This is a genomic window from Streptomyces sp. NPDC020742 (assembly GCF_040641675.1).
In the GTDB taxonomy this organism is placed as follows: Bacteria; Actinomycetota; Actinomycetes; order Streptomycetales; family Streptomycetaceae; genus Streptomyces.
The window spans coordinates 226,911-238,633 of sequence record NZ_JBFAEA010000011.1; the positions used below are offsets into that span (position 1 = coordinate 226,911).

Below are 11,723 nucleotides of genomic sequence, written 5' to 3' on the forward strand. Positions count from 1 at the left end.
CGGCCGAGGGGGCACCGGCTCGCGCACCGCGGGTCCGGGCCCGCCGGCGGTCGTCAGCCGACGGTGTCGTCCGCGAGCCCGAACGCCGCCAGCAGCCGCTCCGCCGCCAGCGTCGCGGTGATCTCGCCCTCGCGCACCGCGCGTTCGACGTCGGGGCTCAGCCGGCGCACCTCCGGATGCTCCTGGAGGCGGTCGATGAGCCGTTCCCGGACCATCGACCAGGTCCACTCGACCTGCTGGGAACGGCGCCGCTCGGTCAGCGCGCCGGTGGAGTCCAGCAGCGCCCGGTGCTGCTCGATCCGCTCCCAGACCCCCTTCAGGCCGGTGCCCTCACGGGCGCTGCAGGTCAGCACGGGGGGCGTCCACACCGCGTCCGGGGTGGGGGTCCCCCCTGCTCGAGCGTCGTCGAGAGCTTGGGGGCGCAACAGTCGCAGGGCGCCGGACAGTTCGCGGGCCGCCGAACGGGCGTCCTTCTCGTGCGGACCGTCGGCCTTGTTGACGGACACCAGGTCCGCCAGCTCCAGCACGCCCTTCTTGATGCCCTGCAGCTGGTCGCCGGTCCGCGCCAGGGTCAGCAGCAGGAAGGTGTCCACCATGCCCGCCACGGTCGTCTCGGACTGGCCGACGCCGACCGTCTCCACCAGCACCACGTCGTAGCCGGCGGCCTCCATCACCACGATCGACTCGCGGGTGGCCCGCGCGACCCCACCCAGCGTGCCGGAGGTGGGGGAGGGGCGGACGAACGCCGCCGGGTCGGTCGCCAGCCGCTCCATCCTGGTCTTGTCACCCAGGATGGAGCCGCCGGTACGGCTGGAGGACGGGTCGACGGCGAGCACCGCGACCCGGTGCCCCATCCCCGTCAGCAGGGTGCCGAGGGCGTCGATGAAGGTGGACTTGCCCACCCCGGGCACTCCGCTGATGCCCACCCTGCGGGCCGATCCGGAGTACGGCAGCAGCCGGACCAGGAGCTGCTGAGCCGCCGCCCGGTGGTCGGGGCGGGTGGATTCGACCAGGGTGACGGCGCGGGCGATCCAGGCCCGGGAACCGGCCCGGACCCCCTCGGCGTACCGCTCGACATCGATCGTCGCAGGCATGACCCCCCGATCAGAGCTCGTGGCCGAGGGCCGACGCCAGGTCCCGCACCAGGTCGTGCGCGGCGTCCGGGATGACCGTGCCGGGCAGGAAGACCGCGGCCGCGCCCATGTCGCGCAGCGGCTGGACGTCCTGCGGCGGGATCACCCCGCCCACCACGATCGTGATGTCCTCCCGCTCCTCGGCGGCCAGCGCCTCCTTCAGCGCGGGCACCAGCGTCAGGTGGCCGGCGGCCAGCGACGACACCCCGACGATGTGCACATCCGCCTCGACGGCCTGGCGGGCCACCTCGGCCGGCGTCTGGAACAGCGGGCCGACGTCCACGTCGAAGCCCAGGTCGGCGAAGGCCGTGGCGATCACCTTCTGGCCGCGGTCATGGCCGTCCTGGCCCATCTTGGCCACCAGGATGCGCGGCCGGCGCCCCTCGGCGCGCTCGAACTCGGCCACCAGCCCCCGGGTGCGCTCGACACCGGAGGAGGGGCCCGCTTCGTCTCGGTACACACCGGAGATCGTACGGATCTGGCCGGAGTGCCGCCCGTAGACCGCCTCCAGGGCGTCCGAGATCTCACCGACCGTCGCCATCGCCCGGGCCGCGTCCACCGCCAGCGCCAGCAGATTGCCCTCAAGTCCCGCGCCGGGGCCGGACTTCGCGGCCTCCGTCAGCGCCCGCAGCGCCTTCTGGCAGCCCTCCTCGTCCCGCTCCGCCCGGAGCCGCTTGAGCTTCTCGACCTGCTGGGCCCGCACCGCGGAGTTGTCGACCTTGAGGACCTCGATCTCCTCGTCGGACTCCACCCGGTACTTGTTGACGCCGATCAGCGCCTGCCGGCCCGAGTCGATCCGCGCCTGGGTGCGGGCCGCGGCCTCCTCCACCCGTAGCTTGGGGATGCCCGCGTCGATCGCCTTGGCCATCCCGCCGGCCGCCTCGACCTCCTCGATGTGCTGCCACGCCCGGCGCGCCAGGTCGTGGGTGAGCTTCTCCACGTACGCGCTGCCGCCCCACGGGTCGATCACCCGGCAGGTGCCCGACTCCTGCTGCAGGAAGAGCTGGGTGTTGCGGGCGATCCGGGCGGAGAAGTCGGTGGGCAGCGCCAGCGCCTCGTCCAGCGCGTTGGTGTGCAGCGACTGGGTGTGGCCCTGCGTCGCCGCCATCGCCTCCACACACGTACGGGTGACGTTGTTGAAGACGTCCTGCGCGGTCAGCGACCAGCCCGAGGTCTGCGAATGGGTGCGCAGCGAGAGCGACTTGGGGTTCTTGGGGTCAAAGCGCTGGACGAGGCGGGCCCACAGTAGCCGGGCCGCCCGCAGCTTGGCGACCTCCATGAAGAAGTTCATGCCGATCGCCCAGAAGAAGGAGAGGCGCGGCGCGAAGGAGTCCACGTCCATGCCCGCCGCCATGCCCGCGCGCAGGTACTCCACGCCGTCGGCGAGGGTGTACGCCAGCTCCAGGTCGGCGGTCGCCCCCGCCTCCTGGATGTGGTAGCCGGAGATCGAGATGGAGTTGTAGCGCGGCATCTTCTGCGAGGTGTACGCGAAGATGTCGGAGATGATCCGCATCGAGGGCTGCGGCGGATAGATGTAGGTGTTGCGGACCATGAACTCCTTGAGGATGTCGTTCTGGATGGTCCCCGCCAGCTTCTCCGGCGGTACGCCCTGCTCCTCCGCGGCCACGATGTAGAGGGCGAGAACGGGCAGCACCGCGCCGTTCATCGTCATCGACACCGTCATCTTGTCCAGCGGGATGCCCTCGAAGAGCTGCCGCATGTCGTAGATCGAGTCGATGGCGACGCCCGCCATGCCGACGTCGCCGGTCACCCGCGGGTGGTCGCTGTCGTAACCGCGGTGCGTGGGCAGGTCGAAGGCGACCGACAGGCCCTTCTGGCCGGCCGCGAGGTTGCGACGGTAGAAGGCGTTGGATTCCTCGGCGGTGGAGAAGCCGGCGTACTGCCGGATCGTCCACGGCTGGTTGACGTACATCGTGGGGTAGGGGCCGCGCAGGTACGGCGTGATCCCCGGGTACGTCCCCAGGAAGTCCAGGCCCTCCAGGTCCTCCTCGGTGTACAGCGGCTTGACGTCGATGCCCTCGGGTGTCTCCCAGGTCAGGTCCGCCACGCCCTTGCCGGTGGCCTCCGCCACGGCATCGGCCCACCGGCCGGTGTCGGCGCCGCCGCCCGCCTCGCCCAGCTCCACGGTACGGAAGTCCGGGATGGCGCCCCCGTGTTGCGTAGCGTCGTCCATCACGCCACCTCCATGACGTCCAGGGCCGAGGACAGCACCTCGACCGCATCGCAGCCCACGTGGACGAAGGAGCCCACCCCGGCCGTTACGAATTCCTCCCGGCGCTCGCCGGGCTTGCCCGCCAGGTGCACCTGGCGCGCCCCCGCGGCCTTCAGGGCGGCCGCCACCGCCGCCGCCTGCTCGCCGTACACCGCATCGCTCGAACACAGGCAGGCGATCCCGGCGCCGCTGCGTGCGAACGCCTCGGCCACCGACTGGGCGTCGACGGTCTCCTGCACCGTCTCGATGCCGCCCGCCTGGTAGAGGTTCCCGGCGAAGGCCGCCCGCGCGGTGTGCACCGCCACCGGGCCCAGGGCCGCCAGGAAGACCTTCGGGCGCTCCCCGCCGGCCTCCAGGTGCGCATCGGAGCGCGCCCGCAGCCGCTCGTAGGCATCGTCCCTGCGCACCCGCGGCAGGCCGCCCCCGCCGCCGCCCACCGGCGCCGGGGCCGGCTCACGGACCACGGGTGCCTCGGCGAGATGGGGGAACTCGCTGACACCGGTGATCGGTTCACGGCGGTGCGCCAGCTCCGCGCTGCGACGCTCCCAGGTGCGTGCCAGGCGCTCGCGGATCAGGCCCGAGCGCAGCGCCGCGGCCTGGCCACCGGCGCCCTCGATCTCCTGGAAGAACGCCCAGCCCGCGCGGGCCAGCTCATCGGTCAGCCGCTCCACGTACCAGGAGCCGCCGGCCGGGTCGATCACCTTGGACAGGTGCGACTCCTCCAGCAGCACCGACTGGGTGTTCCGGGCGATCCGGCGGGCGAAGGCGTCCGACAGGCCCAGCGCGGCGTCGAACGGCAGCACCGTCACCGCGTCCGCGCCGCCCACGCCCGCCGACAGCGCGGCGACCGTGGTGCGCAGCATGTTCACCCACGGGTCCCGACGGGCCATCATCACCGAGGAGGTGACGGCGTGCTGACGCTGCGCGGCGGCCTCCGGCGCGGCGCCGGACACCTCCGCCACCCGCGCCCACAGCCGGCGGGCCGCCCGCAGCTTGGCGATGGTCAGGAACTGGTCGGCGGTGGCGGAGTAGCGGAACTCCAGCTGCCGGCAGGCGTCGTCGACACCGAGGCCGGCCTGCGTCAGCTGCCGCAGATAGGCGACGCCGGTGGCCAGCGAGGCGCCCAGCTCCTCGGCGGGCGAGCCGCCCGCCTCGTGGTACGGCAGCGCGTCCACGGCCAGCGCCCGGATGCCCGGCGCCTCGGCGGTGCAGCGCCCGGCCAGCCGGGCCGCCGCCTCCAGCTGGACCCGCAGCTTGCTGTCGTCGCCGGTACGGGCCAGCAGCCCGAGCGGATCGGCGCCCAGCGATCCGACGGCCTCGCCGAGCGGTACGCCGGACTCGGTGTACAGCCGCAGCAACTCCTCGGCGGCCGGCGTGAAATCGGCCCCCGCGTCCAGGGCGATCGGCGCCAGGTCCAGGTAGACGCCGCGGAGCGCCTCCGCCAGTCCCGACACCGGCACCCCGCCGTCCCCGACGGCCAGCCACACCGAGGTGCTGCCGTTCTCCAGGTCGGCGAGCACCGCCTCGTTCGCGCGCCGGGGGTCGCTCTGCACCTGGCGCTGGCGTACGTCCCACCCGCCGACGGTCGTGCCCTCGGCGCGGCCGCCGCGTACGAACGGCGGGAACCCGGGGTGGCCCAGGGGAGCCGTGCCGTTCTCGGCGGTGTAGAGGGGGCGGATGCGGATCCCGTCCTGGAGATCCGTGGCGAGCGCGTCCTCGGCGGCGGCACCCGTTGCCGGTGCGGCGCCCGATTTGCGCAGCACACCCTCGACGAGGTGCTGCCACTGCTCTCGGTCGGCGTCCGGGAAGGCGGCGGCCAGGGGGAGTTCGGGGGACTCGGCGGTCATAGCAGCAGGCTAGGCGAACGACCGTTAGCTGGAGCAGGGGCTCCAGCTGTGACGTTGCACTCGTTGACCACTCATGGATGTTCATATCTATGCGTCGCTGACCGCTTCTGTACGGTGGGCGGGCACCGACCGAGGAGCACCATGGCCAAGGCGCCGACCCTCCGCACCGCGCTCGCCGCCGCCCTGCTCCTGGTCCAGACGTCGGCGGAGGCGCCGCCGCGGACCGGCGCCGCGCACCGCCCGCAGTGCAGCGGGCGCCGGATCTCCTCCTGGTCGGTCGATTCCCGGCAAACCACCGCATTCTCCCGCTATGGCGAGGACAACACCCGGGTCGACGACTGGACCGGCGGCGACGGCACCCACTCGGTGCGCCTGCCCGACGGCCGTACGCTCTGGCTCTTCTCCGACACCTTCCTCGACCGGATCCAGCCTCCACCCAACCCGCAGGGGGCGCACCACCGTTGGCGCACCGCGGACGGCGGTGGTACCCCGCTGCTGCGGCACAACTCCGCCGTGCTGATGTCCCGTTCCGGCCGGCCGGAGCGCACCCTGACCGGCGGCACCCCGGCCGCTCCCGGGCCGTTCTTCCCCGACCCGCCGGGCGGCGGCTGGCGCTGGCCGGTGCAGGCCGCCGTGGAGCCGCGTACGCCGGGGGCGCGGGAGAAGGTCGTCCGGGTTCTGCTGTGGCGCCGCACGCCCGGCACCGGGCCCTGGGTCTTCGGCGCGCCGCACAGCACCGAGGTCGCCACCCTCTCGCTGCCCGGGCTGCACCTGGAGGACATCAGGGCGACCGTCGGACCGGGTACCGCCCACGACCCGGGCCGGCGGGTCCTCTACGGCGCCGCCGCGGTCGCGCGGGGCGGCTGGACCTACGTCTTCGGCGGTGACGACCCACCCGCCGCACCCGCCTCCAGCGCCTACCTCGCCCGGGTGCCGGCCGGGCGGCTCGCGGACCGTGCCGGCTGGCGGTTCTGGGACGGCACCCGCTGGCGGCTGCGGCCCGAGCGGGCCCGGCCGGTGCTGCCCGCCGACGGGCAGCGGGGCGTCGGCAGCGCCTTCACCGTTCTGCCCCCGGGCGCCGGAACCGCCCGCCGGGGCGGCGCGGGGCGCCCGGGCGCCTGGCTGCTGCTCACCATGGACACCGGTGGGGGCGGCGCGGCCGGGCTGCGGACGATCACCGGCTACTGGGCCTGCGCACCCCAGGGCCCCTGGCACGGCCCGCTCGGGCACCTCACCCCGCCCCGCCCGGCCACCGCAGAACCACGACGGGTCGCCGTCTACAACCCCCAGGCCCACCCGGAATTCACCGCGCACGGAACACTGCTGCTCAGCTACGACATCAACTGGCTCGGCCCGCCGGGCGTCCCGGCCGGCGACCGGGTCAACGACGAGGTGGAGCTCTACCGCCCGCGGTTCCTGCGGGTCCGCACCACGCACGCCGCCCCCTGACCCGGGGAGCGCGCGGGACGGCTCAACCTCCGTGCCGCTCCCGCCACTTGCGCGCCTGCTCCTCGACGTCGAACGGGGTGAGCTGGAGCGGCGGGCCCTCCAGCGGGGTGCGCAGCGCTGCGCGGATCCGCTCGTTGACCGCGGTCAGGATGCGCCGCAGGGCGGCCTCACTGGGGGCGTCGGCAGCCGTCGCCAGGGCGTCCTCGGCCTCCTTGCGCAGCGCCAGGCTCGGCGGCAGGTAGCAGAGGTGCTCCCGGCTCATCTTCTCCCTGATCCACCACATCTCGTCATACGGCTGGTCGAGGTGGGGCAGGGGCTTGCCGGCCCCGGGGAGATCGGCGAAGTCGCCGCGCTCCGTCGCCTCGCGGATCTGCTTGTCGACCCAGGTCTCGAAGGAAACGCCGGGTGGTTTGCGCTCGGTCATCGAAGCTCTCCCCAGGGATGCGGCCTTGCCCTCAGCCTACGCCGCCGGCCGTGCCGCTCGGGGGCGTGCCCGTCGGGGTGGGCTGGACCACCGGGAAGGCGTTGTTGCCCCCGCACACCAGGGGGCCGAGCCGGACCGTGCCGTCCCCCACGGTCACCACGACGTGATCCGGTTGCCGGTTGCCGGGCACCCGGGCGTTGGCCGCGGTGCACACCAACTGGTTGAGCGCGCCGGGGTCCAGCAGCTTGACGTTCATCGGCAGGTTGATCCGCACCGTGCCCTTGCCGGCCTCGGCGGTGACCGGGCCCGGGAACTTCGGGAGCGCACTGGACAGGCCGCGCATCCGCTCGGCGTGGTTCGGGCCCTCCATCAGCAGTTGGATCGCCGCCTCCGGGTCGACCAGCCCCTTCGCCGACCGGGCCGCCGAGCGCAGCCCGGACGGGCCGTAGAAGAACAGCTGGACGTCGGCCACGGTCTGCCCCGGTGACCGTACGCCGGTGGCGGGTTCCCCGGCGTCGATCACATCGGTGGGGGCGATGCCGCAGCCGGCCAGCACACCGGCGAGCGCGCCGCCGGCCACCCAGGCCAGCACCCGTCCACGGGACCGCCGATTCCGCCCGGTGGGTCGGGCATCCGTGCTGTTCATACCTGCTGCTCTTTCCCGGCGGCGGAGGGCGTCCCGGCGCTCTTCCCGCCGGTTTCCGCCGCCCCGCTCGCTTCTCCTGCCCCGTCCGCTTCCCCGGCCCCGCCGGTCTCGGCCGGTTCATCCTGCCGCAGCGGCAGGTCCACCGTGAACACCGCACCCCTGTCCGGGGAGTTGGCTGCCCGCATCGTCCCGCCGTGCAGCCGTACGTTCTCCATCGCGATGGCCAGCCCCAGGCCGCTGCCCTCGGAGCGGGCCCGGGCGGAGTCCGCCTTGTAGAACCGCTCGAAGACGTGCGGCAGGACCTCGGGGTCGATCCCGGGGCCGCTGTCGGAGATCTCGATCAGCAGCCGGTCCGCGCCCGGCTCCGGCGTGTGCAGCACCACGCGCACCGGCTCGCCGCCGTGGTGCAGCGCATTGCCGACCAGGTTGGCGACCACCACATCCAGCCGCCGAGGGTCGAGACGGGCCCGCACGTCCTCCGGCAGCTCCGTGGCCACCCGCTGCTGCCAGGCCCTGGCCTGCAGCGTCTTGCGGATGGTCTCGGCGACGTCCACCTCGTACAGGTGCAGCGCGGCGGCCCCGGCGTCGAACCGCGAGACCTCCATCAGGTCCTCCACCATCCGCGCCAGCTTGCCGGTCTCCTGGCTGATCAGCCGGACCGCGGAGGCGGTGTCGGGGTCGAGGGAGTCGGCGTCCTCGTCGAGCACATCGGTCACCGCGGCCATCGCCGCCAGCGGGGTGCGCAGCTCATGGGAGACATCGGCCGCGAACCGCCGGGAGTTGGCCTCCAGCCGGCGCAGCTCGGCCATGCTCTCCTCCAGCCGGGCCGCCATGTCGTTGAACGTCCGGGACAGGTCCGCGAGCTCGTCGGCGCCCTTGACCTCCAGCCGGGTGTCCAGCTTGCCCTCGGCGATCCGTCCGGCGGCCTGCCGCAGTCCGCGTACCGGCCGCAGCACCCCGCGCGCCGCCAGCAGCGCCGGGATCACGGTGAGGACGAGCACCGGAAGCGCGCCCCGCTGGGCGGCGCTCACCAGGGCCTCGACGTTCTCCTCCTCGGCCCAGAGGGGAAGTTGCGCATAGACCGACAGGGCGGAGGCCTCACCGTCGGACTGCCGGACCGGCATTCCGATCAGCAGCCAGGGGTCACCGGCCCGGTCGATGCGCTGGAAGGCCGGCACATGGCGCTTCTCCACCGACGCCTTGAGGTCGGCGGGGATCACCACGGGACGCCCCACGGCGCCCTCGTCGCTGTCCGGAACGCCGCGGTAATGGACGGATATGTCCCACTCGCGGGACTTCCCGGAGCGCTCCAGTTGGACCCGGAAGTTGTTCAGGTCCGCCTGGGCCGGCGGCACCGTGAGCTCCGGCGCCAGCGAATTGACCTGCGCCCGCAGATCGTTGACGGCGATGTCCTGGGACCGTTGGAGGATGGCGTTACGTGCCTCACGGTAGGTCAGCAGCGCGGTGGTCAGCGCACTGACCGCCGCCACCACCAGGAACCCCACCACGAGCCGGGCCCGCAGCCCGCGCAGCAGGGTGCGCCAGGGCACCCGGCCGCCGAGGCGGTTCACAGGGGTCCGAAGCGGTAGCCGAAGCCCCGCACGGTCTGGACGTACCGGGGGCTGCGCGGGGTGTCCTCTATCTTCGTCCGCAGCCGCATCACACACGCGTCCACCAGCCGGGCATCACCGTGGTAGCTGTGCTCCCACACCTGCTCCAGCAACTGCTGGCGGCTGAAGACCTGCCCCGGAGTGGCGGACAGGAACAGCAGCAGCTTCATCTCGGAGGGCGCCAGCGCCAGGTCCTGGCCACCCTTGCCGACGACCAGCCCGGCCCGGTCGATCGCCAGCGCGCCGTACGTCTCGACCGGCGCGGGCCCCGGCTCGGCGGCCGGTGCACCGTCGGCGGGCAGTGCCGTCCGTCGCAGCACGGCACGGATCCGGGCCTCCAACACCTCACCGCGGGCCGGCTTGACGATGTAGTCGTCGGCGCCGGCCTCCAGCCCGAGCACCACGTCCAGATCGTCACCGCGAGCGGTGAGCATGATGATCGGCAACTGCCGCTCGGCGCGTATCAGCCGGCAGATCTGGAAGCCGTCCTTGCCGGGGAGCATCAGATCGAGCAGCACGATGTCGGGACGGAAGGCCGGCAGCACGGTGAGGCCCTCCTCGCCGCTGGCCGCTGCTGCCACTTCGTGGCCGCGTCGCCGTAGCGCGAGGGTCACTCCGTCCCGTACGGCGGCGTCGTCCTCGATCAGAAGTACACGTGGCATGGCACCAGTATCAATAAGTTTCATGATGGATCCGTAACAGGAGCAGCCTGTTCGCCCCGAAGCGCATCTGTCCTTGTGGAAGGTGGCCGGCGCACAAGACCAGCGCCCACCACCGCACGGACGGACACCGGCACAAGAGCAGGGACGGGGATCGGGATGGGACGGCGGCGCTTCGGTATCGAGGGCGGGATCATCGGGGTGGTGGCGGCAGCCGTGGTGTCGCTGGGCATCGTGGGTGCCGTCGCCTCCGGCCAACTCGGCGGTACCTCCCAGGCGGAGGCGGACGCCCTCGGCTCCGGCCAGCAGCCCAAGAAGGCACCCCGGATCGCCCGGGTCGACCCGTCGATCGTGCACGCCTCGGACCGCCCCGGCCGCAGCCTGAACATCACCATCGACGACGGCCCGGACCCGGTCTGGACGCCGCGGGTCCTCGACGTGCTGAAGCGGCACGATGTCAAGGCGGTGTTCTGCATGATCGGCCCGCAGGCCAAGGCCCACCCGGACATCGTGAAGCAGGTGGTGGCCGCCGGGCACAAGCTCTGTGACCACACCATCAGCCACAACACCGGCATGAACCACCAACCGCAGAGCTACCAGTCCCGACAGATCCTCGACGCCCAGAAGATGATCGAGGATGCCGCGGGTGGCGCCAAGGTCGAGTACTACCGCGCCCCCGGCGGCGCCTTCACGCCGTACAGCCGAAAGCTCGCCGCCGACCACGGCATGCGCCCGCTCGGCTGGAACGTCGACAGCAAGGACTTCGAGGGCGGCAGCGTCGAGATGATCGAGGCCACCGTGCGCGGTGAACTCCCCAACGGGCCGACGGTCCTGTTCCACGACGGCGGCGGCGACCGCTCCCGGACCGTGGAGTCGCTCGACCGACTGCTGCCGTGGATGAAGCAGCAGGGCTACGGCTTCGGCTTCCCCAAGCGGTAGTCCGTTCGCCCGGCGCGCCGGTGGCCGCCGCCCCAGTGTGGGGCGGCGGCCACCGGCATCTCCACCGGGTCCCTCGCCCGGCGCCTCGCCCGCTCGCTCAGGCCGCGCCGAACAGCTCCGCCAGGTCCCGCTCCATCCCGAGGTGCGCCGCCTCGGCGCCCGCGGGCACCGAGGCGTAGGAGCGGGCCAGGAACCGCCGCAGGTCGGCCGTTCTCAACTGGACCATGGCGATGCCCTCGTCCGCGTGGAACTCCATCACGGTCCGGTCGGGTCCGGCCGGACGGACCCGCACATCGCCCCGCCCGGCCGGCTCCCGTAGCCCCTCGTCCAACAGTTCACGGGCGAACGTCCAGTACACCGCGGAGCCGTCCAGCGAGATCTCCGGCGGGAAGGACATCCGCACGGCCAGCGGGTCGGCGGGCCGGTAGTGCAGCACCGCCGGGGCCGCGCAGGGACCCAGGGCCGTGGCGATGAGACGGACCTGGACGGCTTGGTCGATGACGGTGTTCATCGCGCTGCTCCCTCACGGCGGTCGGGCCTCGGTAGTGGCTCGTCCAGTAGGACGCTCTGCCCGCACCCACCGTGCACGCGACGAACGTGTGAGGTATCTCATGCTGCACGGGGGTTGCCCATGGGCCCGTCAGAGACTCCGTCCGCGCGCCCGCTGGGCAGAGCCCTGGCGCCCCGTACCAACTGCGAGGATCGGGAAGCGTTCTTCCAGCCGGTCTGACCCACAGACCAACCGGCCGTTTGTGCCTTGTTGCCGATGTGTCGGCCGGCCGG

General features: G+C 72.9%; 10 protein-coding genes. 2 read left to right on the plus strand and 8 right to left on the minus strand.

Annotation, left to right across the window (positions count from 1 at the left end; all coding sequences use genetic code 11):
- Positions 1-53: 53 nt before the first annotated feature.
- From meaB to AB0G84_RS20845, 3 genes are read right to left on the minus strand one after another with little or no spacing between them, the layout of a single operon-like run.
- Entirely contained in the window at positions 54-1,094 is a 1,041-nt protein-coding gene (meaB, locus tag AB0G84_RS20835; protein WP_361322510.1) for a methylmalonyl Co-A mutase-associated GTPase MeaB, read from the minus strand.
- Between the two features lie 10 nt (positions 1,095-1,104).
- Entirely contained in the window at positions 1,105-3,327 is a 2,223-nt protein-coding gene (gene scpA, locus AB0G84_RS20840; protein WP_361322513.1) for a methylmalonyl-CoA mutase, read from the minus strand.
- A complete protein-coding gene (locus tag AB0G84_RS20845) occupies positions 3,327-5,213 on the minus strand; it encodes a methylmalonyl-CoA mutase subunit beta (protein ID WP_361322516.1) in 1,887 nt (628 codons plus the stop codon). The genes scpA and AB0G84_RS20845 overlap by 1 nt, the downstream gene beginning before the upstream one ends.
- A 141-nt stretch (positions 5,214-5,354) precedes the next feature.
- Here AB0G84_RS20845 and AB0G84_RS20850 point away from each other — a divergent pair, with 141 nt between their 5' ends.
- The gene (locus tag AB0G84_RS20850; RefSeq protein WP_361322519.1) at positions 5,355-6,662 is read left to right on the plus strand and encodes a hypothetical protein; all 1,308 of its coding nucleotides are present in this window, start codon (positions 5,355-5,357) and stop codon (positions 6,660-6,662) included.
- A gap of 22 nt (positions 6,663-6,684) precedes the next feature.
- Here AB0G84_RS20850 and AB0G84_RS20855 read toward each other — a convergent pair whose 3' ends face one another.
- Genes AB0G84_RS20855 through AB0G84_RS20870 form a run of 4 tightly spaced genes read right to left on the minus strand, consistent with a single transcriptional unit; the run spans position 6,685 to position 10,004 of the window.
- Positions 6,685-7,086 (minus strand): DUF1992 domain-containing protein, encoded by a 402-nt coding sequence (locus tag AB0G84_RS20855; RefSeq protein ID WP_361322521.1) that lies wholly within the window; start codon positions 7,084-7,086, stop codon positions 6,685-6,687.
- 31 nt (positions 7,087-7,117) lie between these two features.
- Positions 7,118-7,732, minus strand: a complete 615-nt coding sequence (locus tag AB0G84_RS20860) for a hypothetical protein (protein ID WP_361322524.1) — start codon at positions 7,730-7,732, stop codon at positions 7,118-7,120.
- Complete coding sequence (locus AB0G84_RS20865) at positions 7,729-9,303, minus strand: HAMP domain-containing sensor histidine kinase (RefSeq protein ID WP_361322526.1); 1,575 nt, start codon at positions 9,301-9,303, stop codon at positions 7,729-7,731. The genes AB0G84_RS20860 and AB0G84_RS20865 overlap by 4 nt, the downstream gene beginning before the upstream one ends.
- Positions 9,300-10,004 (minus strand): response regulator transcription factor, encoded by a 705-nt coding sequence (locus tag AB0G84_RS20870; RefSeq protein ID WP_361322528.1) that lies wholly within the window; start codon positions 10,002-10,004, stop codon positions 9,300-9,302. Before AB0G84_RS20870 ends, AB0G84_RS20865 begins: the two co-directional genes overlap by 4 nt.
- 156 nt (positions 10,005-10,160) lie before the next feature.
- Here AB0G84_RS20870 and AB0G84_RS20875 point away from each other — a divergent pair, with 156 nt between their 5' ends.
- Positions 10,161-10,940 carry a polysaccharide deacetylase family protein gene (locus AB0G84_RS20875; RefSeq protein ID WP_361322531.1) on the plus strand — a complete coding sequence of 260 codons (780 nt, stop codon included), beginning with the start codon at positions 10,161-10,163 and terminating at the stop codon, positions 10,938-10,940.
- A gap of 97 nt (positions 10,941-11,037) precedes the next feature.
- Here the strand turns inward: AB0G84_RS20875 and AB0G84_RS20880 are convergent, their stop codons facing one another.
- Entirely contained in the window at positions 11,038-11,451 is a 414-nt protein-coding gene (locus AB0G84_RS20880) for an SsgA family sporulation/cell division regulator (RefSeq protein WP_361322534.1), read from the minus strand.
- Positions 11,452-11,723 lie beyond the last annotated feature (272 nt).